This is a genomic window from Aquabacter sp., from assembly GCF_965279295.1.
Lineage (GTDB): Bacteria > Pseudomonadota > Alphaproteobacteria > Rhizobiales > Xanthobacteraceae > Aquabacter.
Genome location: NZ_CBDIHQ010000004.1, coordinates 67,558 through 92,922, shown reverse-complemented (window position 1 = coordinate 92,922; position 25,365 = coordinate 67,558). Strand labels below are relative to the sequence as shown.

Below are 25,365 nucleotides of genomic sequence, written 5' to 3'. Positions count from 1 at the left end.
CGCATTGAATGAGGCGCCGACGGATGTGCCTGACGTGTTCAGGGTCACCGTGCCGCCGTTGCTGCCGTTCGCTCCGTTGCCGCCGTTGACCTGGGACTGTGAGCTGCAGGAGGGATCGTATTCGCTGTCGCCACCATGCCCGCCGGCGCCACCTACGCTGCCGACCTTCGCGAACGTGCCGTCATAATAGGTGCCGGTCGCCACGTCGTAGGTGTAGGTCTCGCTATAGGTCGAAGGCGTCGAGCCGTCGTGCCCGCCGCCGACATTGGCGGCGTTCCCGTTGCTGTCGGGACAGGGATATCCGTAAGAGCCGCCGCTGCCGGTCGAAACGTTCTGGTGGAGGTAGTTCGGGCCCACGGTCTGTGCGAAGGCCGGTGCCGCAAGGACCGAGGATGCCGTGCATGCCAGCAGCAGAGCCGTCAAACGGCGCAGACGTACACTCCGCTCCTGCGATGGCACGGCACGCATGTTTTCCCCCAACCCAGACGAACGTCACATTCCGCGTGGATCGACAACAGGCGCCCGGACAGCAACCCGCGTAGACACACGTCCCAGTTCTATTCTTTATGAAGCCTCATCCCAGGCAACGGCGATTTTTGATAAGAGCGGAAAGGGTAAATTTTCGACCCCGAGAAGCCCGCTGCCCACCCTACAGCTTGCAGGCTTGATCCTTAGGCTTGGCGTTGCAAAGGGCGAGGTCTGTCAGAGACATATGAAGGCAGCGGGGCTCGACAACGATGAGCACGCGAATACCTGGCATTTTCATCCCATGCAACGGCACCGCTTGCGCGCGCGTGAAGCTTTAGCAGGCGGCTAATACATTGTAATAAATCAACAATGATGCGCTCTGCTACGCTATCAACCGTGAAAATGGCCTCCCGGAAGGGATTCGAACCCCTGACCCCAGGTTTAGGAAACCTGTGCTCTATCCTGCTGAGCTACCGGGAGACGCGACCCTTCTAGCCGATGGCGGAGGGCGAAGAAAGGCGCGTTAAGGAAGGGTGATGGGGCTGCGGCTTTAAAGCAGGGCGCCGCAAGGGTAGGATAGCCCTCCACGAACGATTTTACATACGGATGCGACAACCCACGAGCGCCCTTTTCCTCGTCTTCCTCGGGACCCTCGCCGCTGGGGCGGTGCAGGCGTGCCCGCTGGCGCGCGGCGAACCGGCGGCGCGCATCGTAGCGGTTGAGCGGGGCGCGGTGCGGTTGGCGGACGGTATGCGCCTGGTGCCGCCGGGGGCGGTGATGCCGACGCAGCTCGATCCCTCGCCAGCGCGCGCAAAGGCTGCGGAAGAGGCGTCGCGACCACTTGAGAATCGTGCGTTGCGGCTGGCGCCGGTGCCGACCGACCGATATGGACGCCTACCGGCCTCGGCCACTTTTGAGGACGAGGCTGGGCCGGTCGATCTGGCCGTTGCGCTGGTGGCGGCAGGAGCGGCCTATGCCGATCCGGCGCGGCGGCCGGCCTGCGCGGAGGCGCTTCTGTCCGCCGAGCGGGACGCCAGGGCGGCGAGGCGCGGCCTCTGGGCGGTGGCCGATACCATCCTTCCTGCAGGCGATGTGGACGCCACGCGTGAGCGGGTGGGCCTGTTCAGCGTCGCGGAAGGGCGGGTCTACCGCGCCCGACGGGCCGGCGGCACGCTATATGTGAACTTCACATCGCCGCGAAAAGCCTCGCTGGTGGCCACCACAACTGGCAAATCGGCCAACGGCCTCGATACCGCCATCTTGACCGGCAACCTCGTGCGCGTGCGTGGCATGGTAGATGAGGGTGGGCGGCTTGCTTTCGAGGCCGGCGGCCTGGAAAGCGCCGATGCCGCGACGGGAATTGTCAGCGCCGCTGGCCGCAAGGGGACAAAGTGGTGACGGGGCAGACAGCGAGGGGCTGGCAGACGGGGCGCGCCATACGGCGCGTGCTGACGCTTAGTCTCGTCCTGGCACCCGCTCTGGTGCTGTCCGCCTGCGCCAGCCTGGATGGCGATCGCGGGGGCGCCCAGGTACAGCAAGCCGTGCTGCGCGTCGGCGATGGCGACATGATGACCCCGGCCCAGCGCCGCGAGCACGAGCGGCTGGTGGCAAGCTATGGCGGGGCCTATGACGACCAGGAACTCAAGGCGCTGATCCAGCAGGTGGTGGAGCGCCTGGTCGCGGCATCCGAACGCCCGGACCTGAAATACCGCGTCACGGTGCTCAATTCCCCCGCCATCAATGCCTTCGCCCTGCCGGACGGCTCGCTCTATGTGACGCGCGGCCTGCTCTCGCTGGCCAACGACACATCCGAACTGTCCTCGGTGCTGTCCCATGAGATGGCTCACGTCATCGCCCGCCACGCCTCGATCCGCGAGGATCAGGTCAAGCAGGCGGTTCTGGTAAGCCGGGTGATCTCCGACGTGGTGAACGATCCCGACCTCGGCGCGCTTGCCATGCAGAAGTCGCGCATGTCGCTGGCGAGCTTCTCGCGCGGGCAGGAACTGGAAGCGGACGCCATCGGCGTGGGCATCGCGGCCCGTGCCGGCTTCGATCCTTATGGCGCCTCGCGCTTCCTCACCGACATGGGCCGGCAGTCGGCGCTGAAATCCACCAACAGCAGCGGCCTTGCCGGCGGCAATTCCACCTCGCCGGACATGGACTTCCTCTCAAGCCATCCGGCGACGCCGGAGCGCATTTCAATCGCCATCGCCAATGCCCGGCAATATGCCGCCGCGCCCGGCGCCTCCACGGCAAGCGGCGAGCGCGATCGCACCGCCTACCTCTCGGCTCTTGACGGGATGGTCTATGGCGACGACCCGAAGGAGGGCTTCGTGCGCGGGCGGAAATTCTTCCACCCCAAGCTCGGCTTCACCTTTGTGGCGCCGGAAGGCTTCACGCTGGAGAACACCTCACAGGCGGTGCTCGGCGCCACACCCGCCGGCTCGGAGGCACTGCGGCTCGATGCCGTGCGCGTCAACGGCGACCAGTCGCTCGGGCAATATCTCGCCTCGGGCTGGATCGACGGCGTGGAGGTGAATTCGGTCGAGACCCTCAGCGTCAACGGCTTCTCCGCCGCCACCGCCGTAGCGCGGGGCGAACAATGGTCGTTCCGCATGTTCGCGATCCGCTTCGGCTCCGACGTCTACCGCCTGATCTTCGCCGCACGAAACCTGACGCCGGAACTGGACAAGCAGTTTCGCGCAGCCGCAGAGACCTTCCGGCGGGTGGCGAACGATGAAGCGGAAAATGTAAAGCCGCTGCGCATCCGCATGGTCTCGGTGGGCATCGGCGATACGGTGGAAAAAATGGCGGGGCGGATGCAGACCCCCGACCGGCCGCTCGACCGCTTCCTGATCCTCAACGGACTGGACCGGGACTCGAAGCTGAAATACGGGGAAAAGGTCAAGATCGTCACGGAATGAGGCGCGATGCGCCTCAGGCCGCGTGCCTGCCCTCACTCACATGAGGACGGCGGGCGCGCCTGGCGCACCCGCCGCTTATTCTCACGCCTTCGGGATGATCGGCAGCAGCAGATAAGGCTGGTGCTCCTTGTCCGCATGCAGCGTCACGTCACCGCCGAACACGGCGGCCGGGCGGTCGCGCGGGTCGTCGTGGCGGAACGGGCCGACGCCGGTCCACTGCTTGCCGTGGGTGTTCTCCGACTTGCCGGCATCGCCCGGGTAGACATAGTCCTTACCCCGCACGGTCAATGCGATGCGGTGCCCGGGCGGCACGACGATGCAGGTGGGCCACACCTCGACATCCGCCTCATAGACGGTGCCGGGGGTCAGCTTCTGGATCTCGTCGTGGGTGTGGTAGGGGCGATGGGGCAGCGTCAGCGCCTCGTCAAGCTTGCGGTGGGACATCCGCAACCAGCCCTGCGCCACCGGCGTATGGGGATCGAGTGCGCCACGGAACACCACTTCCTTCATGTCGGCGGTGAAGATGCGCACCACCAAGAAGAGGTCGGCATCCTCGGTCGCCGAGGAGACAAACAGCTTCGCGGCGATCGGCCCGGTGATCTCGGTTTCCTGCTTCAGGGGCGCGGTCATGAAGGTGACGCCATCGCCGAGACCGGCATAGGTGACACTGCCTTCGGCCTGTCCGGTGGTGCCGTCCTTCAGGCTCAATGCCTCCGGGTCGAGATAGAATTTCGTCCATTGGGTGGAGGCGAGCGGCCACTCGGTCTCATGACGCTCCACGAAACGCTCACCGGGATGGCGCACCTGGATCTGGACCTTGGGCTGGTTCTCCCAGCCGGTATTCTCGCCCTTCAGGAAGTGACCGAAGAAGCGTTTCTGAAGATCCACGCCATAATCGGTATAGAACTCGCTCCAATGTTCGAGGCCATGCACTTCCAGCCACTTCTGGTCGCTGGCGGAGCGGGTGAAGCCCTCGAAATTGCCGCGGGGATGCAGGCCCTGTCCGCCCCAATTGGCGGACGAGAGAATCGGCACATCGACCTTGGTCCAGTCCGGCATGCGTGACTGCCAGAACGCGTCGGTGTCGAGCTTATGAGCGAGGCAATCCTCGTAGAAGATGTTGCGATTGGCGCCCAACTCTTCTTCTGTGAGAGTCTCCGGGCCAGAAACCCAGCCGCCGGTGATCCGGCTCTTATAGCCGTTGGTGCCCCGGCCGTTCTGGAGCGGATAAATCTGCGCGGTGGACCAGTCGTGGGTGAAGCCGTTGCAGAAGATGCCGCCGTGGTGCGCCATGTCGCGGTAGAAGTCGGCGGCGCCCTCCCAGGTGCAGATGGCGGACAGGTATTTCGGCTGAAGCGCAGCCGCCTGCCACTGGTTTTCGGCGTAATAGGAGATGCCGTTCAGCCCCACCTTTCCGCTCGACCAGGGCTGCACGCCGGCCCATTCCACGCAGGCCGCGAGATCCTGCGCCTCGCGCAGCGACCAGATGTCGATAACGCCGGGCGAGCGGCCGACGCCGCGTGAATCGACGCGGATGCAGACGTAGCCGTCCGGCACCCATTTCTCCGGGTCCACCACTTCCCAGGCCTGGTACTTGTTGGTGGAGCCGGTGGGCACCTCGGGATGGTTCTCGCACATCAGGCGCCACTGGCTACCGTAAAGGTCCTCGAAATGCAGCCACTTCCCATACGGACCGTAGGTCATGATGACGGGATATTTGCCTTCGGCGATGGGCCGATAGATATCGGCGCGCAGGACGACCCCATCATCCATGGTGATGGGCATGTCCCAGTCGATCCGCATCCCATCACGGATATCGCTCTTTTCCCGGTATCGCATTGGCGCTCTTCTCCTTTTGAGTTTATATTTCACAGTCGCGCTAGATTTTTGTCTTCTTCCTCAGCGTCGAACTGATTATTATTTGATATATTTACTGATTTGAATTTGAGATAGCCAAACGAAATGGCTTCACTGCGATGGAAATTACCGCACAGTGAAACGCTCAGCTTATCCCTCCCGAATTATACGAGAAAGTCCGGGAATCAGACCTTTGATCGGCCATATATTCTTAGCTTATTTATCAGATTATAAATTGCACCCGTCAACCCATCGATATGTGGGCAGCGCACCATAAGTGTGCGGCGCAACAGGGACTTGGCGCGTGATCGAGGGGCTTCAATGCTGAGCGCCAAGAATGTTGGCGGCGCCGGCGCAGCGCACCCTTCGACCGGGAGCGAACAGACTGAAGAAAAGGCAAAGCCCGGTGCGGGGAGCAGCGATCCTCCATTCGGAGGCGGCTCAAAACCCGTCAGGCGAAAGCGCAAAAAAGCGCGAACTCAATTCCGGCGGCAGACCACCGGCTCACCCCGAGAAGGCCGAGCTTCGAATGCCGGCCTTCTTCCCGATGCACCCCGCATCGAGCCGAAACACGCAGACAGGCGCTTCACTGCTTGCCGTTGCGTTCAGCGTCCTGGATCGCCACGTCGTGATACCAGCTTCCGCCGAACACGGCCTTGCCGGCGCCGAGCGAAGCCAGATGGTCGGCCATCTTGTCCTGATCACGCTGAGCGCTCACGCCCGCCCGACCACCCGCAGGGAACTTATAGATCTTGGCGGTTCCGCCATGAACACTCGCAGTCATTTTCCATCTCTTCGTTTGTTGATGCGCCGCGACGCACCAGGGATGAAGTGGTTATAGCATATTTTGCATCGATGTTACACACATTGCCTCATCAAAAAGCAGTGCGTGCGCATAATTTGGGCATCGTTTATTTTGCCGATTTGCCCCGCATCTTTTCTTCCCAGGAATATTGTTATCGAGGTGTTTTCCGCACCGCACGCGGCCCTGATGATGAAATATCCAGTGCCGCTTTTTTGTTCCTTTGGTGTCATTTTGATCGGACCAAAGACCGCGATTTGCTCATTTCCGAGTCGGACAAGCGACGGCACTCCCTTAGGGAAGCAGGCCGGAGCATCATTTGGTTCAATAGGGAATATCGTTTGGGGCGTCACGCCGGTTCCATGCGAGCGGGCCTTTTTCAGCCGGCCTTCAGCGCGAACCTGCCGGACTGGCACGCTCCATGCTTGTGTATCGGTTGGTCGTTGGCGGCCGAGCACATCTTGAGTGGTCAGGCTTGCAGGATTTCCTCACACTTCGCGTCATCAGCTTATGAGAGACCGGCAATGACAAAGTATAAACTTGAGTACATTTGGCTGGACGGCTATGCGCCGACGCCGAATATGCGTGGAAAGACGCAGATTAAGGAATACGACGCGTTTCCGACCCTCGATCAGCTTCCGCTGTGGGGATTTGACGGAAGCTCGACCATGCAGGCCGAAGGCCGCAGCTCCGATTGCGTGCTGATGCCGGTCGCGGTCTATCCTGACCCGGCGCGCAAGAATGGCGCTTTGGTGATGTGCGAAGTGATGATGCCGGATGGCGTCACCCCGCACTCCACCAATGCACGCGCCACCATCCTTGATGATGACGGTGCTTGGTTCGGCTTCGAGCAGGAATACTTCTTCTACAAGGACGGCCGTCCGCTGGGCTTCCCCGAGCATGGCTATCCCGCGCCGCAGGGCCCCTACTACACGGGCGTCGGCTTCAAGAATGTCGGCGACGTCGCGCGCGAAATCGTCGAAGAGCATCTTGAGCTTTGCCTCGAAGCCGGCATCAACCACGAAGGCATCAACGCGGAAGTCGCGAAGGGCCAGTGGGAATTCCAGATTTTCGGCAAGGGCTCCAAGAAGGCCGCTGACGAAGTGTGGATGGCGCGCTACCTGCTCCAGCGCCTGACCGAGAAGTACGGCATCGATATCGAGTACCACTGCAAGCCGCTCGGCGACACAGACTGGAACGGCTCGGGCATGCACGCCAACTTCTCGACGGCGTATCTGCGCGAAGTAGGCGGCAAGGAGTATTTCGAAGCCCTCATGGCGGCCTTCGAGAAGAATATTGACGAGCACATCGCCGTGTACGGCCCGGACAACCACCTGCGCCTCACCGGCAAGCACGAGACGGCCCCGTGGAACAAGTTCAGCTACGGCGTGGCTGACCGCGGTGCATCGATCCGCGTCCCGCACTCTTTCATCAAGAACGACTACAAGGGCTATCTTGAGGATCGCCGCCCGAACTCACAGGGCGACCCCTACCAGATCGCCTCGCAGATCCTGAAGACGGTTGCCGAAGTGCCCACCAAGGTTTCGGCCGCAGCCTGATCGCTTTTGAGGTCTTAAGTATCCGTCACGGCGCAGACTTCACTGTCTGCGCCGTGATTTTTTATGCCGCGCGCGTCAGGCCCATTCGCCTCACGCCCATTCGCCCTTGCGGAACACCGGCACGCGGCGGCCGTCAGCATGCACGCCGTCGATGTCCACCTCGCCGGAGCCGATCATCCAGTCGATGTGGATCAAGCTCTTGTTGCCGCCTTGCGCTGCGATCTGCTCAGGGGACAGCGCGGCGCCATCCAGGAAGCATTTGGAATAGCACTGCCCAAGCGCGATGTGGCAGGCCGCGTTCTCGTCGAACAGGGTGTTGAAAAACAGCAGCCCGCTCTTGGAGATGGGCGAGGAATGCGGCACCAGTGCCACTTCGCCGAGCCGGCTGGCGCCCTCGTCGGTGTCCAGCACCTTGTTCAGCACCTCCTCGCCCCGGCTCGCCTTGGCCTCAATGATGCGACCGGCCTCGAAGCGCACAGAAATCTCGTCGATCAGTGTGCCTTGGTACGACAAGGGCTTGGTGGACGAGACATAGCCCTCGATCCGCCGGGCGTGCGGCGTGGTGAACACCTCCTCGGTCGGGATGTTGGCGTTGCAGATGACACCGTTCTTGGCGGAGGAAGCGCCGCCCTGCCATTCATGCCCGTCCGCGAGCCCGACCGTCAGGTCCGTGCCCGGCCCTCTAAAATGCAGCGCGTGGAAACGGTGCGTGTTCAGCCATTCGGTGCGACCGCGCAGCGCGGCATTGTGCGCCTCCCAGGCGGCCACCGGATCATCGCGATCCACCCGCGATGCCGCAAAGATGGCCTCGGCGAGCTTGGCCACCGCCACCTCTTCCTCATCGCCGGGAAACACCAACTTGGCCCAAGCCGCGCCGGGATAGGCGATGATGCTCCAATTGATGTCGAAACCGGCGATCTTCTCCAGCGCCGGCTGGTAAGCGATGGAATTGGCCTTGTTGGCCCGTGCCACCTTGGCCGGATCCTGGCCGGAGAGCAGCATGGGGTTGTCGCCGACAATGGCGAGGCGCGCGGTATTGGCGGAAAACGCCTTCGCGACACCATCATAGAGCCAGGTTGGCGCGCGGTCGAAACTCGCGTCCGGCGCATGCCGATAGCGCGCCAGCGTCACCTGATCATCCGAGAGGAGCGGCGTGACGAGGCCGGCACCCGCTTTGTAGGCGTGCTCGGCGATCGCCCGCACCAGTGGCAGCGCGCCTACGGGCGCGGTCAGGAACAGGTCCTGTCCCGGCTGAAGCTGCAATCCGACCTTGACGGCCACCTCGGCCAGCCGGTCGAGCTTAACCGGATCGATAGCTGCGGAAACATTGCGCTGATGAGTGTTCATGGATCGCCTGACACAGTTGTTCTAAACCTGAGATAGGCTGAAACGCCGGCTTTGCCACCATCTTCGATGCCGGGACCCCGGCGGGGCGACAAGAGAAACATCGCTGGCGGTTGGAAACGAAAACGCAGCCACCTGCTGCATGCCTTGCAATCCCGCCCTTTCTCCCTTATGTGAGCCGCTGTCCGAGGCAGCGCCCCACAAGGCGGAAGTCGTCCCGGCGGGCCGGAAATGCGGGATACGCGTTTCCGAGATCTTTGGAGGCTGCCCGCCCTGACTTTCGTCGGCGCCGTTCGACACTTTCAACCTGCTAGTACCGCACGGCCTTTGCGCCGGCCCACCGGCTTGTCCGGTGGCGGCTCGGGTGTCATCCGAGCCATCCGTGCGGCACGGGCATCCCAAACCAGGATGCCGGCGTCAGACAGTTCGGAGACTAGATGTCCCTCGCAGAAATCACGCGTGAAGATTTTTCCGCCTTGCTCGATGAGAGCTTCGGCCGCGCCGACATGCAGGAAGGCGCCGTCGTTAAGGGCATAGTGGTCGCCATCGAGAAGGATCTGGCGATCATCGATATCGGTCTGAAGACCGAAGGGCGCGTCGCGCTCCGCGAATTCGCCACTCCCGGCCGTGAAAACGCCATCGCCATCGGCGACGAGGTCGAGGTCTACCTCGAGCGCGTCGAGAACGCGATGGGCGAAGCCGTTCTCTCGCGCGACAAGGCGCGCCGCGAAGAGAGCTGGGTCAAGCTCGAAAAGGCGTTCACCGCCAACGAGAAGGTCACGGGCGTGATCTTCAACCAGGTGAAGGGCGGCTTCACCGTCGATCTCGACGGCGCCGTGGCCTTCCTTCCCCGTTCGCAGGTCGACATCCGTCCGATCCGCGACGTCGGTCCGCTGATGCACAATCAGCAGCCCTTCCAGATCCTCAAGATGGATCGCCGCCGCGGCAATATCGTCGTGTCGCGCCGTACCGTTCTTGAAGAGACCCGCGCCGAGCAGCGCCACGAACTGGTCCAGAACCTCGAAGAGGGTCAGGCCATCGAGGGCGTGGTCAAGAACATCACCGATTACGGTGCGTTCGTGGACCTCGGCGGCATCGACGGCCTGCTGCATGTCACCGACATCGCATGGCGCCGCGTGAACCACCCCACCGAAGTGCTGAATATCGGCCAGACGGTGAAGGTGAAGATCATCAAGATCAATCACGAGACCCACCGCATCTCGCTCGGCATGAAGCAGCTCCTGGGCGATCCCTGGGAAGGCATCGAGGCCAAGTATCCGGTGGAGGCCCGCTTCAAGGGTCGCGTCACCAACATCACCGACTACGGCGCGTTCGTGGAACTGGAGCCGGGCATCGAAGGCCTGATCCACGTCTCCGAAATGTCGTGGACCAAGAAGAACGTCCACCCCGGCAAGATCGTCTCCACCTCGCAGGAAGTGGAAGTTCAGGTGCTTGAGGTGGATCCCGCCAAGCGTCGTATCTCGCTGGGCCTGAAGCAGACGCTTCAGAACCCCTGGGAGGCGTTTGCCGAGAAGTATGCCCCCGGCGCCACCGTGGAAGGCGAAGTCAAGAACAAGACCGAGTTCGGTCTGTTCCTCGGCCTCGACGGCGATGTGGACGGCATGGTCCATCTCTCCGATCTCGACTGGAACCGTCCCGGCGAGCAGGTGATCGACGAATTCCGCAAGGGCGACGTCATCAAGGCGATTGTTCTCGACGTGGACGTCGAGAAGGAGCGCATCTCGCTCGGCATCAAGCAGCTTGCCGGCGATCCCTTCGCCGATGCCGGCGATGTCAAGAAGGGCGCGATCGTCACCTGCGAAGTCACCGACGTGAAGGACGGCGGCATCGAGGTGAAGCTCACCGGAACCGATCTCTCGGCGTTCATCAAGCGTTCCGAGCTGGCCCGCGAGCGCAACGACCAGCGCCCCGAGCGTTTCTCGGTTGGCGAGAAGCTCGACGCCCGCGTCACCCTGTTCGACCGCAAGGCGCGCAAGGTGCAGGTGTCGGTCAAGGCGCTTGAGATCGCCGAGGAGAAGGAAGCCGTGGCCCAGTACGGGTCGCAGGACTCCGGCGCCTCGCTGGGCGACATCCTGGGCGCCGCGCTCAAGCAGCGCGCCAAGGATAGCGACGAGGAGTGAGCGAACGGGCGTACAGCCCTTCGTGAGCCCGCAAGACTAGGAAAAGGCCGGCCTCGCGCCGGCCTTTTTCATTGTCACGTCACCCTTGCGGCGACATCCTGCCCCGGCCCCGCCGGATGCATCGGAGACCCGCATGTTGTTTGCCGTAAACAAGCGCCTCGCCGTTCCGCTGCTGCTGAGCCTGTCCACCGCCGCCCTCGCTCAAGGCGCGGCACCTCAAGATACCTCGCTTGCCGCCCGCGTCCCGGCCGTGGTGCCGAAGCTGGAGGCGGACGTGGCGCGCGGCATGGGGCTGCTGGATATTCCGGGCGTCGCCATGGGCATCGTCGCTGGCGATAAACTGGTCTACGCCAAGGGATTCGGCGTGCGCGCCAAGGCCGGTAAGGAGACGGTAGATCCCAAGACCCTGTTCCAGATCGGCTCCACCACGAAGGCTTTCCTCGCCACCACCCTGGCGATCGGCGTCGACCATGGAAAATTCACCTGGGACGACCGGGTCGAGGACCTCGCCCCCGATTTTCAGCTCAAGGACCCGTGGGCGACGCGCGAGATGCGCATGTTTGACATCATCGCCCAACGCTCTGGCCTGCCGCCCTACGTCAACGACGGCCTCACTGCGCTCGGCTATGACGCCCCCGCCCTGATCCGCTCGCTGCGCTATGCCGAGCCCGCTTCCAGCTTCCGCGCGACCTTCACCTACACCAACATCACGCACCTGCTTGCCGGGCAGATCCTCGCGCGCCTGAACCGCGCGACGGACTGGAACGCGCTGGTGCGCAAGGACATCCTCGATCCGCTTGGCATGGGTGCCACCAGCGCCACCGCAGAGGCGATGGCGGCAGCTCCGAACCACGCCAACGGCTATATGTATGCCCCCAGCGGCTCCATCGAGGTGCCGCTCGATCCTTCGTTCCCTTATCTGCTGGGGCCGGCGGGGAATCTGAACTCCAACGTGGAGGACGCCAGCCGCTGGCTGCGCCTTCAGCTTGCCGACGGCGTGTTCGAGGGCAAGCGCATCGTCTCGGCAGAGAATCTCGCGGTGGTCCGCACGCCGCGCGTCGCCATGAGCGAAACCACCAGCTACGCCAGTGGCTGGGTCGTCACCATGACGCCCAACGGCCGGATCGTCTGGCACAACGGCGGCACCGCAGGATACGGCACGCACATCGGCTTCCTGCCCGGCAAGGACCTCGGGGTGATCGTGCTCAGCAACGTCACGAACGTCGGCTTCCCTGACGCGATCGCCATGGGCATCTACGACGCCCTGCTCGGCAACCCGCCCACCGACCATGTGGCGGCGGCCGCGGCCCGCGCCAAGGCCGGAGCCGATGCCGACACCAAACGGTACATCCGGCGCCCGGACGCCACCCCCGCTCCAAGCCTCCCCACCCTGACCGGGGCATATGCCAGCCCCATGTTCGGCGAGGCCAATGTCACCGCGGAAGGCAACACGCTGGTGCTTGCCCTCGCCCAGACCGGCGCCCGGCTGCGGCTCTCGCCGTTCGATGGCGCGACGTTCCTGGTGAACCTCGTGCCGGAGGGGCGCTTCGCAGCCGTCGCGCAGATGTCCGCCAATCAGCCGTCCGGCTTCATCCGGTTCGAGACCGGGTATGGCGGCACGGTGGACCGGCTGGTCTGGGTCTATGACGAGGCCCAGTCCTACACGCTCATGCGCAAATGAAACCGTGGGTGGCCGGGCGGCACCGTGCCATCCGGTCCGGTGCTTGCCAAGCCGCTGCCGTGGGGCTTAATTGCCCGCGCACACGGGGGTGGCCGGAGACTATTTGATGTCGCTCGACGTGGACCAGATCGTGGATCGCCGCCGTCTCCGAGGGAAGTTGACCTTCTGGCGCGTGGTCGGGGTGCTGGCGGGGGTTGTCGCCATCGGCGCCGCCACCTATGCCAGCGTCGGCCGCGGCTTCGTGGAAGGCTCGCCTCATGTGGCGCGGATCGTGATCGGCGGACTGATCCGCAACGACCGTGAGCGAGTGGAACTGCTGGACCGGGTGGCCAAATCCAACGCCTCGGCCGTGATCCTCTCCATCGATAGCCCCGGCGGCACCGTCACCGGCTCCGAGCAATTGTTCAACGCCCTGCGCCGCCTCTCGGAGAAGAAGCCAGTGGTCGCGGTGGTGGAAGGCATGGCTGCGTCGGGCGCCTACATCGCCGCCATGGGCGCCGACCACATCATCGCCCGTCGCAATGCCATTGTCGGATCGGTGGGCGTGATCTTCCAGTTTCCCAATTTCAGCGAGTTGCTGAAGACCGTCGGCGTGACGGTCGAGGACATCAAGTCGAGCCCGCTCAAGGCCTCGCCCAATCCCTACGAGCCGACGACGCCGGAAGCCCGCGCCGCCATCAACAGTCTGGTGATGGACAGCTACGCTTGGTTCAAGGGTCTGGTGGGGGAACGGCGCAAACTCTCCGACGCCAAGCTTGCCAGCGTCACCGACGGACGCGTCTTCACCGGCCACCAGGGGCTGGAGCTTCAACTGGTGGACGAACTCGGCGACGAGCGCACCGCGCGCGCCTGGCTTGCCCGCGAAAAGGGTGTGCCGGAAAGCCTGCGCACGCGCACCGTGCGTGCGCCGAACGCCGGCGGCGAGTTCGCCTGGCTCACCGGCAGCATCGGCGGTTTCATGGAATGGATCGGTCTTGGGCCGGTGGCGCGCGTGATGTCGCAGCTCACTGAGAGCGCGTTGCAAAGGGCTCAGCTTGACGGCCTGCTGGCCCTCTGGCAACCTCGCTCAGGCTCTTGAAAAAGCGTGTACTTGGCATTTTTCCGCAACCATGATTGGCTGTGGATGCGCAGGACAACTTGGTGACAGTCGGGAAGGCTGGCCCGTGGTCGTGCAGGGAAATTGAACCGTCATGATCAAGTCCGAGCTGGTGCAAAAGATTGCTGACGCCAACCCGCATCTCTACCAGCGGGACGTGGAAAACATCGTCAATGCGATCCTGGAACAGATCGTCTCCGCGCTCGCGCGGGGCGACCGGGTGGAGCTTCGCGGCTTCGGCGCCTTTTCTGTGAAGAAACGCGACGCCCGGACCGGGCGCAACCCGCGCACCGGCAAGCAGGTGGACGTCAGCGAGAAGGCCGTGCCTTATTTCAAGACCGGCAAAGAGATGCGCGAGCGTCTTAACGGAGAGGCCTGAACCTATCGTGCGGCGCGTCCTATCCCTTCTGATCGGCATTCCCCTCTGCATCGTCATCGTCGCCCTGGCGGTTGCCAACCGCCGGCTGGTGACGCTGTCGTTTGACCCGTTCAATCCGGACACCTCGGCGCTTGCCGTGCATGTGCCGCTGTTCGCCCTGATCTTCGCGACCCTGATCCTGGGCGTGATCCTGGGCGGCTCCGTAGCTTGGTTCGGCCAGGGCCGCGTCCGCCGCGAGGCACGCCGTGCGCGCCGGATCGTCCCGCCTCCCGCGCCGCGCGGCCCCGCCCTGCCCGCGCCCGTGCGCCGGGTCTGATTAGACCTGCAACGTCAGCCGTCTGAATTGGCGCTGAAGCCGGCTGCGGCTCAGGCGGTCGGCGTCGCGTTGACCGTGCGCTTCAATGGCGCTCGCCTCAATGCCCGACGCCGCGCGGCACTTCGAGGCGCGCGCGCTCGGCATCGAAACGCTCGATGACAAGCTTGACCACCAATGTCAGAAGCGCCACCGCCGCGAGGATGGTGGCGGCGGCAAACGCGCCGGCAACCTGACTGTCCTGGTAAAGCAGTTCGATCTGCAACGGCAGGGTCGAGGTCTTGCCCCGGATATTGCCGGAGACGATGGACACGGCACCAAACTCACCCATCACCCGCGCATTGCAGAGCGCCGCGCCATAGAGCAGGGCGAACCGCACATTGGGGAGGGTCACGGTGCGCAGGATGCGCCAGCCGGAGGCGCCGAGCGTCACCGCTGCCTCCTCCTCCTCCCGGCCCTGCGCCATCATCAGGGGAATGATCTCACGGGCGACGAAGGGCGCGGTCACGAACAGGCTCGCCAGCACGATACCCGGCACGGCGAACATGATCTTGATGTCATAGGTCTCCAGCAGCGGACCCAGCAGACCCTGCGCGCCATAGACGAAGAGATAGGCGACGCCCGCCACGATCGGCGAGATCGAGAACGGCAGTTCAATCAGCGCCAGCAGCACGCCACGGCCGCGAAACGAAAACTTGGTCACGGTCCAGGCGGCGGCAATGCCGAAGGCGACGTTCACCGGCACGCAGATCAGCGCCGTAAATAAAGTGAGCCCGGCGGCGTGCAGCGTGTCGGGCCGCACCAGGCTCTCCATATAGACCCCGATGCCGCGCTTCAGGGCCTCGGAGAAGATCACGGCCAGCGGCGCCAGGATCACGAAGGCGGTGAGGAACAGCACTAGGGAAATGAGCACGACCCGCGCGCCGGCACTGTCGCCGACCCGCCTGCGCTTGGCCTGCGATGCATCGCTCATCGCTCAATCCTCCCGGATCACGCGGCGCTGATGCCACGCCTGGATGAGATTGACCGTCAGCAGCAGCACGAAGGCGAAGCCCAGCATGGTGACGGCGATGGCAGCGGCGGCGGGGTAATCGTATTCCTCAAGGCGGATATAGGTCAGCAGGGCGACGATCTCGGTGCGGAACGGCTGGTTGCCGGCGATGAACACCACGGCCCCGAACTCGCCCAGCGAACGCGCGAACGCGAGCGAGGCGCCTGCCAAAAACGCCGGAAAGATCGCCGGCATAATCACGGTGCGGAATACCCGGAACTGCGAGGCACCCAGCGTCGCTGCCGCCTCCTCCACATCCGCCTCCAGATCCTCCAGCACCGGTTGCACGGTGCGCACCACGAACGGCACGCTGGTGAAAGCCATGGCGCAGATGATGCCGGCGGGCGCATAGGCCACCTGGATGCCCCATTCCGCCAGCGGCGCTCCGAACCAACCGTTCTTGGCGAACAACGCGGTCAAGGCCAGACCCGCCACGGCCGTTGGCAGAGCGAACGGCACATCCACGAGGGTGTCGAGAAAGCGGCGGCCGGGGAAATCGTAGCGCACCAGGACCCAGGCGAGGGCCAGCCCATAAATCGCGTTGAACGCGGTGGCTGCGGCGGCGGCGCCGATGGTGACCTGGAACGAGGCGAGAGTGCGCGGGGAGGTGATGATCGCGAAATACCGCACCAGCCCGACATCGGAGGCCTGGAGGATCAGCGCGCCGATGGGCAGCAGAACGATCAGGCCGAGATAGGTGAGCGTGATGCCGAGCGAGAGGCGAAAGCCCGGAATGACGCTGAACATATGCGGGCCCTCTCGGGGTCTCGCGGCGGACCGCCTGGAAGTGACGGGCCGTTATATGGCGAGGTGATGCGGTTTTGTCGAGCGGAGGGGCTCAGTAACCCGGCAGATCGAACCGGCCCGGAAGCGGGTAGCGGCCTGGAACGAACCCGTTGTCGCCGGCGCCATAGGTCGGGAAGAAGTAGCTGGTGGGCAGGGCATAGTCCAAATAGGACTTGGAACCCGGCTTCACCACCGTGCCCGCGTCCAGCGGCGAACGCTGGGTGATCACGATGAACTGGCGCTTCTTCTTGGTGGCAGTGGTTGAGGAGGACGTGCTGGTCGAGGTCGAGGACGAACTCGATGACTGGGCCTCAGCCACGCCGACGGCCGCGAAGCTCAACGCGGCGGCGAGAACGAAAAGCGGCGCGACACGCATGCAAGCCTCCAAGAAACGGTCACCGGGAAACCGTCTTGATCCCGGTTACGTCACAAACGCAATCTAAGCAAGGAACCGCGCCAGGTCGAGCCCGGTTCCGTGAGGGAATCCGGTTTCGCCGCTTCCCTCTCAACCATTTGAAACTAAGGGTTTTAAGACTTTCCCACCACGCCGCCGAACGCCGCATGGCCGATACGGTTGCCAGACGGCGTGTCGGGCGGGCCACACATTGGGACAACTCACGTTTGCAGCGCCGGACTGCCATGCGAGCAGCAAACGTTGCGCACACGCACGCATGAGCCTAAAAGCCTGCCTTTCCGGCAGGCAAGCCGGTCAAAATCTGAAGGTCTGTCATGGGTTACAAGGTTGCCGTAGCCGGCGCCACGGGAAACGTGGGCCGGGAAATCCTCTCGATCCTCGACGAGCGGGGCTTCCCCGCCGACGAGGTTGTCGCGCTCGCGTCGCGCCGCTCCATGGGCGTCGAGGTTTCATACGGCGATAAAACCTTGAAGGTGAAGGATCTCGCCACCTACGACTTCTCCGACACCGATATCTGCCTGATGTCGGCGGGCGGCGCCGTGTCGAAGGAATATTCTCCGAAGATCGGCGCAGCCGGCTGCGTGGTGATCGACAATTCCTCGCAGTGGCGCACCGACCCGGACGTGCCGTTGATCGTGCCGGAAGTGAATGCCGACGCCGTGGTGGGCTTCAAGAAGAAGAACATCATCGCCAATCCCAACTGCTCGACCGTGCAGCTCGTGGTGGCCCTGAAGCCGCTTCACGACGTGGCGAAGATCAAGCGGGTGGTGGTCTCGACCTATCAGTCCGTCTCCGGCGCCGGCAAGGACGCCATGGACGAACTGTTCTCGCAGACCCGCGCGGTGTTCGTCTCCGACCCGGTGGAACCCAAGACGTTCCCCAAGCGCATCGCCTTCAACCTGATCCCCCAGATCGACACCTTCATGGAGGACGGGTTCACGAAGGAAGAGTGGAAGATGGTGGTCGAGACCAAGAAAATCCTCGACCCCAAGATCAAGCTCGTCGCCACCTGCGTGCGGGTGCCGGTGTTCGTGGCCCACTCGGAATCGGTGAACGTCGAATTCGAGACCCCGCTTTCCGCAGACGAAGCCCGCAAGATCCTGCGCAAGGCGCCGGGCGTGCTGGTGATCGATACCCGCGAGAGCGGCGGCTACATCACCCCGCATGAAGCGGCCGGCGAAGACGCGACCTACATCTCGCGCCTGCGCGACGACCCGACCGTGGACAACGGCATCGCCTTCTGGTGCGTGTCGGACAACCTGCGCAAGGGCGCCGCGCTCAACGCGGTGCAGATCGCCGAAGTGCTGGTGAACCGCAAGCTCATCACCTCGCGCCGCAAGGCGGCCTGAGAGAACATTCTGCTGCCCGGCCGGGCTTGAAAACTCGGCCGGGACGCCTTTCGCGCTTGAAGGACTGAGCTTGAAGGACTGACATGGGCATCGGTCGCATAAAGCGTAAAGCGCGCGAAGCCCTCGCCCTGTTCGGCCTCGACACCGACAAAACCAAGCGCGCCGCGCGTTGGCTGCGCAAATACCGAGCCGACTACAAAGCTTTCTCCCAGCTTGCGATCACCGAAGGCCCCGCCTTTCCCATCACGCGGAAATTCCCGATCCTGGGCGAGCACCTGGAGACGGCGGGCGACGCCTCGGGCCATTATTTCCACCAGGATCTGCATGTGGCGCGGCGCGTGTTCGAGACCGCGCCCGCGCGTCATCTCGACGTGGGCTCGCGGGTCGACGGGTTCGTTGCCCACGTCGCCACCTTTCGCGCCATCGACGTGGTGGATATCCGCCCGCTGGCGACCTCCGCCCGCAACATCAATTTTCTCGTCGCCGATCTCCAGGATCCGCAGGCCACAGCGCGGATCGGCCTGGCGGATTCGGTGTCTTGCCTGCACGCCGTCGAGCATTTCGGCCTGGGGCGCTATGGCGACCCGCTCGACGCCGACGGCCATGTGAAGGGCATCCGCAACATCGCCGCACTGGTCGCACCCGGCGGGCGCCTCTACATGAGCGTGCCGATGGGACCGCAGCGCGTGGAATTCAACGCACATCGGGTATTCGCTGCGCGCACCATCCCCGATCTTCTCGCCAGCAGCTTCGTGCTGGAGCATTTTTCGTTTGTGGACGATGCCGGGGAGCTGCACGAGAACGCGGCCTTCACGGCACGCGACGTCGAGGCCAGCTTCGGTTGCCGCTATGGCTGCGGCATCTATGAATTTCGACGCGTCTCGCCGGGCGCTTGAGTCCACGCCCCGCTGGCTCTGTGAAAATGCAGTGAACCGACCGACCGGAGCAATTTGCGCAGTTCGACGACGCGCGAAAATGCTCTAGCTTTGCACTGCACACATCTGGGGAGAGGTCATGAGCATCCGTCCGCGCCGTAGCGTCCTCTACATGCCTGGCTCGAACGCCCGCGCGCTGGAAAAGGCCCGCACACTGCCGGCAGACGGCGTGATCCTTGATCTTGAAGACGCGGTCGCTCCCGATGCCAAGGTCGAGGCGCGCGCCCGCGTGATCGACACCGTCAAGGCCGGCGGCTTCGGGCCGCGCCAGGTCGTGATCCGCATCAATGGGCTCGATACCCCCTGGGCTTGGGACGACATCGATGCAGCGGCGTCCGCCAATCCCGACGCCATTCTGATCCCGAAGGTGCAGGACCCCGAGCAATTGTTCACCGTGGGGCGCCGACTGGACGCCTTGGGCGTACCCGCCAAGACGCGGATCTGGGCCATGATCGAGACCCCCATCGCCATTCTCGACATCAAGGCGGTCTCCGCCGCCGCAATCCACCCGCTGAGCCGCCTCTCGGTGTTCGTGCTCGGCACCAACGACCTCGCCAAGGAGACGCGGGCCGCGCTCATTCCCGGCCGCGTGCCCATGTATTCATGGCTCATGCAGGTGATCGCCGGGGGCCATGCCTATGGCATCGACGTGCTGGACGGGGTGTGGAACCAGTTCCAGGACCTGGACGGCTTCAAGGCCGAATGCGCCCAGGGCATCGAAATGGGCATGGACGGGAAGACGCTGATTCACCCCAGCCAGATCGAACCCTGCAACACCATCTTCAGCCCGCCCGAAGCCGAGGTGGCGAAGGCACGCGCCATCATCTCTGCGTTCGATTTGCCGGAAAACGCATCCAAGGGCGTGATCCAGCTTGACGGGCGCATGGTCGAGCGCATGCATGCGGATATGGCCCGGCGCACCGTCGCGCTCGCCGACGCCATCGCCGCCAGGGCATGACCGGTCTAACATAATCCGACCAAACAGAGCGGCCCCCGAAGCAGGGTCCGCCTTTCCGGGAACAACGCCATGGCCCTCCGCATCGTCATGCTCGCCTATCCCGACATGACCCAGCTCGACCTTACTGCGCCGTTCGAGGTGTTCACCCGCCTGCCGGAAGCCGAAGTGATCCTTGCGTGGAAGAAGACCAAGCCCATCAAGGATGCGTCCGGCTTCACCATCGTGCCGACCACCAAATTCTCGAAGCTGGACGATTGCGACGTGCTGTTCGTGCCCGGCGGGCCGGGTCAGTTGCCGCTGATGGAGGACGAGGACACGCTGGCCTTCCTGCGCCGCATGGCGCGGGGCGCGCGATATGTCACCTCTGTGTGCACCGGCTCGCTGCTTCTTGCGGCCGCCGGGCTGCTGCTCGGCCATCGCGCCACCTGCCACTGGCTTTCGCTGGAGCAGTTGGCGATGCTGGGGGCGATCCCGGTCGCGGAACGGGTGGTGATCGACGGCAACCGCATCACCGGCGCGGGCGTCACCTCGGGCATCGACTTCGCGCTGACCCTGGCGCGGGAGATCGCCGGCGAAAACGAGGCGCGCCGCATCGGCCTCGCCATCGAGTATGACCCGAAGCCACCCTTCCCTGGCCTTTCCGACGAGGATCCGCGCCTCGTGGAAGAGGTGCGCCTGCGCACCGCCCTGTTTCAGCAACGCCGGGCAGCGGTGGCGAAAGCCGTCGGCGAGCGGCTCATGAACAATCCGGAACCGACATGAAACTCTACCGCTACCTCACCGGCCCCGACGACGTGGCCTTCTGCAAGCGCGTCAGCGCGGCGCTCAACAAGGGCTGGCAGCTCTATGGCGCGCCGACCCTTACCTTCGACCCGGTGAAGGCGCGCGTCGTCTGCGGGCAGGCGATCGTCAAGGACGTGCCGGGCGACTGGTCTGACGACGTCACACTCTCGGACTACTGAACAGCTGCTGCTGCATCTTCCGCCATGGCGGCGGCGAAGGTGCGGGCGGTGGGTGCCATCAGCACCACCGCGACGTCCACCTCGTCGCCCACCTGCGCGAACTCCTCCTTCACCACCCGGGTGAGATCGGCCACCGCCTCGCGGGCCCGCGCCACGCTCCAGGCGGGGTCGAAGCCCAGATGCAGTTCCACCATCATGCGCCCACCATGCTGGCGGGTGCGGATGTCGCCCAGTTCCTCGAAATCATCGAAGCAGCGCGTGAGCGCCTTGAGAATGCGCAGTTGCCCGGCCTCGCCGATCGCCTGGTCCAGCAGGGAGCCGAGCGAATTGGTCAGCATCTCGTAGATGTTGAAGATCATGAAGCCGATCACGATGAACGATGCGAGCGGATCGAGATAGGCAATCCACTCCACGCTCTGGAACGTGGAGGTGACGACCGTCACGCAGAACACAGCGCCCGAGGAGCAGGCGGAGACCAGATGCACCCGCGCCTGTGCCGCCAGCACCGGCGAGCGTGACTCGCGCGCCAGCTTGGTGGCTCTGCGGTTGAAGAAGGTGTTGCCCACGACCGCCACGGCCGTGACCGCAAGGCCAAGCCCCGCCCCGCTCACATGCTCGGGATGAAGCAGGCCCGTGACCGCACGCGCGGTGCCGACGATCACGAGAACCACTTGGAGCACGGCGATCATCAGTTCGGCGAGATTTTCCAGCTTGCCCAAACCATAGGCGAAGCGTTCGCCCTTCGCCTTGTGCGCGATGCGCAGCACCAGCCAGCAGGCGGTGAGGGAGGTCAGGTCGAACGAGGTGGCCAGCAGGTCGGTCAGCACCGCCGCCGAATTGGTGAGCGTCGCGGCCAGGATATAGAACGGAAAGACGCAGGCCACGAAACACATGGCCTGGAACGACAGCTTCTGACTGGCCGATGCCGACACGCGCGCGCCTCCGGTGTGGCGGCATCAGCACCAAGGATGCCCGCGTCGTCAAGCTACGGAAGCGATCCCCACACGGTGATCGCGTCGTTTTGCCCCTGCGCCCGTCGAACCGCCGTCTGCCGAACCCAGGCCGGGCCAGCCTTACGCTGTTGCGCCGCGTCGTTGCGCTCTGCAACATAGCGGTAGCTGCGCGCCGCCTCTGGATGTCGAGGACGAGCGCGTCCCGGTGCGCTCAGGGGGAAACGGATGACCAAGACCAATTCGGGCAACTTCTTTGAAGACTTCTCCATCGGCCAGGTGATCCGCCACGCCACGCCGCGCACCGTGACGGTCGGAGATGTCAGCCTCTACAGCGCCCTCTATGGCTCGCGCTTCGTGGTCCAGTCGGCGGATGCTTTCGCCCAGGTGATCGGTTATCCCCGCGCGCCGGTGGACGACATGCTGGTGTTTCACATCGTGTTCGGCAAAACCGTGCCTGACATCTCGCTGAACGCTGTCGCCAATCTGGGCTATGCCGGCGGGCGCTTTCTCGCCCCGGTCTATCCCGGCGACACGCTCCACGCGGTCTCGGAGGTGATCGGGCTGCGCGAGAATTCCAACGGCACCAGCGGCGTCGTCTATGTGCGCTCCACCGGTTTCAACCAGGATGGCGTGGAAGTCCTGGACTATGTGCGCTGGGTGATGGTGCGCAAGCGCGATCCCAAGACCCCTGCCCCGGAAACCGTCATCCCGCACCTGCCCTCCGCGCTCGCCCCCGACGCGCTGGGCGATGCGGTCCCCCCGCTGGATCTCAGCGAATGGCGCGACGATCTTTCCGGCAGCCTGCACCGCTTTGCCGATTACGAAATCGGCGAGAAGATCGACCATGTGGACGGCATGACGGTGGAGGAGGCGGAACACATGATCGCCACCCGCCTCTACCAGAACACGGCGAAGGTGCATTTCAACCAGTTCACCGAGAGTCAGGGGCGTTTCGGCAGCCGGCTGATCTATGGCGGCCACGTCATCTCGCTCGCCCGCGCCCTCTCCTTCAACGGCCTTGCCAACGCCTTCCATGTGGCGGCGATCAACGGTGGCCGTCACGTCGCGCCGCTGTTCGCCGGTCTCACCGTGTTCGCCTGGAGCGAGATATTGGATGCCGCTGAAATCCCCGGCCGCGACGATGTCGGTGCGCTGCGCGTGCGCACCATCGCCACCAAGGATCGGCCGTGCGCCGACTTTCCGCTCAAAAGCGGCGACGACTACGACCCGAACGTGATCCTGGATCTGGACTACTGGGTGCTGATCCCGCGCTGAGCTGTGAGGGGTAGTGCCGGGCGTTCAGCCCGGCGCTGCGCACCTGCTTTGAGCGGCGAAGGCATGGGGAACGGCACCGCGCCGACCGGCACGGGCGCCAGAGGATAGCGGGCGAAGAAGGCCAGCGCCTCCTCGCCCATGTCGATGTCGCGGTTGCGCAATCCGAGAAAGGGCGTCGCGAGGCCCGGCTTGGTCTCGGTCCGTGCCGGGGATTGGTGCCCGCCCCGCTCGACCCGGTAGAGCGCAACTTCCGAGCCGCCCGCGCACCCCGACCAGCGCCGCACCGAGACTGTGGTGGCATCCAGCGGCTCGATATCCGGCAGGTCCGAGTTCTCGGAGCCCGTGCATTCATCGATCCGCGCAAACAGCGCCGCCGTATCGGGTGCGGAAAGGGTGGCGCCGAGCGGGGTCCAGAAGCCGTTCCAGGCGATCACGCCGTCGGCGGTGCCGTGGACGAACATGATCGAGACCGGCTGTGCGGGGTGGCATTCCTCGCGGTAATTGGCGGGCGCGGTGGCCATGGCCACCGCATAGGCGGCGAACAGGGCGGGGAATTCGCATGCCATGCGCTCCACCATGAAGCCGCCGTTGGAAATGCCCAAGAGATAGATGCGGGTGGGATCGGCGATGCCCTGCTCCACCAGACGCTGAACCAGCGCCACCAGGAACGGAACGTCATCGCCCGGCGTCAGCACCGCCTTGAGCCGCATGGCGGCGGGGCGCCCATCGTTCCAGACCCGGCCGATGCCCTGGGGATAGACGGTGACATATCCCTCGCGCGCAGCGGCGCTTTCCATGCCGAGGTAATCCTTCAGGCCCTCCGACGTCTGAGCGGCGGCATGCAGGGCGATCACCGTCGGGCGTGGCTTAGCGGAAGCGCTGGGCGCGGGCGGCAGGTTGATGAGGTAGGAGCGATCCTCCTGCCCCACCTTGAAACGCTCCACCCGCGAGATCGACTGCGCCGGGGCGGCCGTGGCGCCCAGCGCCAGAACCACGAGCAGCAAGGCTTGGAGGCGCGCGGCCGAGAGTAGACTTCCCCGAAACACCGGTCGCATCAATCGCACTTTCCCGCCCAAAGACTTAAGGCCACCCGCCGAATCCAGCGCATTGAGGCCCTGTCACCACGAAGACACAGCGCACGCAAGACGTGAAGGGGAGCGCAAAAACTTGATGCACCGCAAAATCGCCGGACACCGGTGTCCGCACACTCGATCCCGGATCAGATGAACTGGGAAGCTGAGGATGGCAAACGCATTCTGGAACCGGCGGATCGCGCAAATGGCGGCCGGCACAATGATGATGGGCTGGGCGTTCGGCGCGGCGGCGGCGGATCTGCCCGCACCGGTGTTCAAGGCGCCGGCTCCTGTCGCCGAACTCAGCCCGTGGATGATTCGCATCCGCGCGCTGGGCGTCCTGCCCTCCGGCGGCGGCTCAGTGAGCGGGGTGAACGGGTCGAACCTGTATTATTCCGACTCGGTCGTGCCCGAACTCGACATCAGCTATTTCTTCACAAAGAACATTGCCGCGGAACTCATCCTGGGCGTCACTCCGCACACGATTTCCGGTGCTGGCACGCTGGGCGGGCTGGACGTGGGCAAGGTGTGGCTGCTGCCGCCGACCCTCACGCTGCAATACCACTTCACCGATTTCGGCGCGTTCAAGCCCTATGTCGGCGCGGGCGTGAACTACACGGTGTTCTTCAACACCACCACCTACAGCGTCGATTCGCTGAATGTGAAGAACAGCTTCGGCTGGGCGCTTCAGGCCGGCTTTGACTACATGATTGACCGCCACTGGGGCTTCAATGTCGATGTGAAGCGGCTTTTCCTCCAGCCGGACTTCACCGTCGGCGTCAATGGCGCGGTGCTCAATGGCACCGCCAATCTCGACCCCTGGCTCGTCGCGGCGGGCGTCACCTACAGGTTCTAGGCCGAAAAGCCACGCCGCCCAGGCGTCCAATACGCCTCCTTAAATCCAGGCGACGTAACGGAAGGCGCGGTACCCTCCCGCGCCTTTTTACGTTTTGAGCACTGCGCGGCTGGCGACCCAAGCGCTTTAAGGCGTAGCATTGCGCCGCACGCGGAGAGGATCTGCGGCGTCCGACCTTGCCGCGCCGC

General features: G+C 64.3%; 23 protein-coding genes, 1 tRNA gene and 1 pseudogene. 15 read left to right on the top strand and 10 right to left on the bottom strand.

The window, feature by feature from the left end:
- A pseudogene (locus ADADO0_RS01130) lies at window positions 1-468 on the bottom strand (hypothetical protein); the annotation flags it as partial.
- A gap of 403 nt (window positions 469-871) precedes the next feature.
- Window positions 872-948, bottom strand: a tRNA-Arg gene (locus ADADO0_RS01125).
- Window positions 949-1,074: 126 nt separating this feature from the next.
- Here ADADO0_RS01125 and ADADO0_RS01120 point away from each other — a divergent pair.
- Window positions 1,075-1,866, top strand: coding sequence for a thermonuclease family protein (locus tag ADADO0_RS01120; RefSeq protein WP_511303241.1), 792 nt, complete (start codon window positions 1,075-1,077; stop codon window positions 1,864-1,866).
- A 38-nt stretch (window positions 1,867-1,904) separates the two neighbouring features.
- Window positions 1,905-3,392, top strand: coding sequence for a M48 family metalloprotease (locus tag ADADO0_RS01115; protein WP_511303245.1), 1,488 nt, complete (start codon window positions 1,905-1,907; stop codon window positions 3,390-3,392).
- An 81-nt stretch (window positions 3,393-3,473) separates the two neighbouring features.
- Here the strand turns inward: ADADO0_RS01115 and ADADO0_RS01110 are convergent, their stop codons facing one another.
- Together ADADO0_RS01110 and ADADO0_RS01105 are read right to left on the bottom strand one after the other, a co-directional pair.
- Window positions 3,474-5,231, bottom strand: a complete 1,758-nt coding sequence (locus ADADO0_RS01110) for a CocE/NonD family hydrolase (protein ID WP_511303240.1) — start codon at window positions 5,229-5,231, stop codon at window positions 3,474-3,476.
- 604 nt (window positions 5,232-5,835) lie between these two features.
- Window positions 5,836-6,033 carry a DUF2735 domain-containing protein gene (locus ADADO0_RS01105; RefSeq protein ID WP_511303239.1) on the bottom strand — a complete coding sequence of 66 codons (198 nt, stop codon included), beginning with the start codon at window positions 6,031-6,033 and terminating at the stop codon, window positions 5,836-5,838.
- Window positions 6,034-6,575: 542 nt separating this feature from the next.
- Between ADADO0_RS01105 and ADADO0_RS01100 the strand changes: the two genes are divergently transcribed.
- Window positions 6,576-7,610 carry a glutamine synthetase beta-grasp domain-containing protein gene (locus ADADO0_RS01100; RefSeq protein ID WP_511303238.1) on the top strand — a complete coding sequence of 345 codons (1,035 nt, stop codon included), beginning with the start codon at window positions 6,576-6,578 and terminating at the stop codon, window positions 7,608-7,610.
- Window positions 7,611-7,700: 90 nt separating this feature from the next.
- Here the strand turns inward: ADADO0_RS01100 and ADADO0_RS01095 are convergent, their stop codons facing one another.
- Complete coding sequence (locus ADADO0_RS01095; protein WP_511303237.1) at window positions 7,701-8,957, bottom strand: aminopeptidase; 1,257 nt, start codon at window positions 8,955-8,957, stop codon at window positions 7,701-7,703.
- 434 nt (window positions 8,958-9,391) lie between these two features.
- Here ADADO0_RS01095 and rpsA point away from each other — a divergent pair, with 434 nt between their 5' ends.
- The 5 genes from rpsA to ADADO0_RS01070 all read left to right on the top strand — a co-directional run bounded on the left by rpsA (window position 9,392) and on the right by ADADO0_RS01070 (window position 14,567).
- Complete coding sequence (rpsA, locus tag ADADO0_RS01090) at window positions 9,392-11,095, top strand: 30S ribosomal protein S1 (protein ID WP_511303236.1); 1,704 nt, start codon at window positions 9,392-9,394, stop codon at window positions 11,093-11,095.
- Window positions 11,096-11,228: 133 nt separating this feature from the next.
- A complete protein-coding gene (locus tag ADADO0_RS01085; protein WP_511303235.1) occupies window positions 11,229-12,776 on the top strand; it encodes a serine hydrolase in 1,548 nt (515 codons plus the stop codon).
- Between the two features lie 106 nt (window positions 12,777-12,882).
- Entirely contained in the window at window positions 12,883-13,854 is a 972-nt protein-coding gene (gene sppA, locus ADADO0_RS01080; protein WP_511303234.1) for a signal peptide peptidase SppA, read from the top strand.
- A 112-nt stretch (window positions 13,855-13,966) separates the two neighbouring features.
- Window positions 13,967-14,251, top strand: a complete 285-nt coding sequence (gene ihfB, locus ADADO0_RS01075) for an integration host factor subunit beta (RefSeq protein ID WP_511303233.1) — start codon at window positions 13,967-13,969, stop codon at window positions 14,249-14,251.
- Between the two features lie 7 nt (window positions 14,252-14,258).
- Entirely contained in the window at window positions 14,259-14,567 is a 309-nt protein-coding gene (locus tag ADADO0_RS01070; protein WP_511303232.1) for a lipopolysaccharide assembly protein LapA domain-containing protein, read from the top strand.
- Window positions 14,568-14,664: 97 nt separating this feature from the next.
- On the opposite strand, the gene cysW is transcribed toward ADADO0_RS01070, so the two are convergent.
- From cysW to ADADO0_RS01055, 3 genes are all read right to left on the bottom strand, one after another.
- Complete coding sequence (gene cysW, locus ADADO0_RS01065; protein WP_511303231.1) at window positions 14,665-15,537, bottom strand: sulfate ABC transporter permease subunit CysW; 873 nt, start codon at window positions 15,535-15,537, stop codon at window positions 14,665-14,667.
- Window positions 15,538-15,540: 3 nt separating this feature from the next.
- Window positions 15,541-16,362: a sulfate ABC transporter permease subunit CysT gene (cysT, locus tag ADADO0_RS01060; RefSeq protein ID WP_511303230.1), complete on the bottom strand. Its 822-nt coding sequence runs from the start codon at window positions 16,360-16,362 to the stop codon at window positions 15,541-15,543.
- 91 nt (window positions 16,363-16,453) lie between these two features.
- Window positions 16,454-16,777 carry a hypothetical protein gene (locus ADADO0_RS01055; RefSeq protein WP_511303229.1) on the bottom strand — a complete coding sequence of 108 codons (324 nt, stop codon included), beginning with the start codon at window positions 16,775-16,777 and terminating at the stop codon, window positions 16,454-16,456.
- Window positions 16,778-17,130: 353 nt separating this feature from the next.
- On the opposite strand from ADADO0_RS01055, the gene ADADO0_RS01050 reads away from it, so the two are divergent.
- From ADADO0_RS01050 to ADADO0_RS01030, 5 genes are all read left to right on the top strand, one after another.
- Window positions 17,131-18,165, top strand: a complete 1,035-nt coding sequence (locus ADADO0_RS01050) for an aspartate-semialdehyde dehydrogenase (RefSeq protein WP_511303228.1) — start codon at window positions 17,131-17,133, stop codon at window positions 18,163-18,165.
- A gap of 83 nt (window positions 18,166-18,248) precedes the next feature.
- Window positions 18,249-19,061: a DUF268 domain-containing protein gene (locus ADADO0_RS01045; protein WP_511303227.1), complete on the top strand. Its 813-nt coding sequence runs from the start codon at window positions 18,249-18,251 to the stop codon at window positions 19,059-19,061.
- Window positions 19,062-19,179: 118 nt separating this feature from the next.
- The gene (locus ADADO0_RS01040; RefSeq protein ID WP_511303226.1) at window positions 19,180-20,058 is read left to right on the top strand and encodes an HpcH/HpaI aldolase/citrate lyase family protein; all 879 of its coding nucleotides are present in this window, start codon (window positions 19,180-19,182) and stop codon (window positions 20,056-20,058) included.
- A 69-nt stretch (window positions 20,059-20,127) separates the two neighbouring features.
- Entirely contained in the window at window positions 20,128-20,820 is a 693-nt protein-coding gene (locus ADADO0_RS01035) for a DJ-1/PfpI family protein (RefSeq protein WP_511303225.1), read from the top strand.
- Window positions 20,817-21,020: a DUF1737 domain-containing protein gene (locus ADADO0_RS01030; RefSeq protein ID WP_511303224.1), complete on the top strand. Its 204-nt coding sequence runs from the start codon at window positions 20,817-20,819 to the stop codon at window positions 21,018-21,020. Before ADADO0_RS01035 ends, ADADO0_RS01030 begins: the two co-directional genes overlap by 4 nt.
- Here the strand turns inward: ADADO0_RS01030 and ADADO0_RS01025 are convergent.
- Window positions 21,014-21,952 carry a cation diffusion facilitator family transporter gene (locus tag ADADO0_RS01025; protein ID WP_511303223.1) on the bottom strand — a complete coding sequence of 313 codons (939 nt, stop codon included), beginning with the start codon at window positions 21,950-21,952 and terminating at the stop codon, window positions 21,014-21,016. The two genes, ADADO0_RS01030 and ADADO0_RS01025, sit on opposite strands and share 7 nt — an antisense overlap.
- A gap of 246 nt (window positions 21,953-22,198) precedes the next feature.
- Here ADADO0_RS01025 and ADADO0_RS01020 point away from each other — a divergent pair, with 246 nt between their 5' ends.
- Complete coding sequence (locus tag ADADO0_RS01020) at window positions 22,199-23,248, top strand: MaoC family dehydratase (protein ID WP_511303222.1); 1,050 nt, start codon at window positions 22,199-22,201, stop codon at window positions 23,246-23,248.
- Here ADADO0_RS01020 and ADADO0_RS01015 read toward each other — a convergent pair.
- Window positions 23,224-24,303, bottom strand: a complete 1,080-nt coding sequence (locus ADADO0_RS01015; RefSeq protein WP_511303221.1) for a CE1 family esterase — start codon at window positions 24,301-24,303, stop codon at window positions 23,224-23,226. The two genes, ADADO0_RS01020 and ADADO0_RS01015, sit on opposite strands and share 25 nt — an antisense overlap.
- A gap of 223 nt (window positions 24,304-24,526) precedes the next feature.
- Here ADADO0_RS01015 and ADADO0_RS01010 point away from each other — a divergent pair, with 223 nt between their 5' ends.
- Window positions 24,527-25,177 carry an OmpW/AlkL family protein gene (locus ADADO0_RS01010; protein WP_511303244.1) on the top strand — a complete coding sequence of 217 codons (651 nt, stop codon included), beginning with the start codon at window positions 24,527-24,529 and terminating at the stop codon, window positions 25,175-25,177.
- Window positions 25,178-25,365 lie beyond the last annotated feature (188 nt).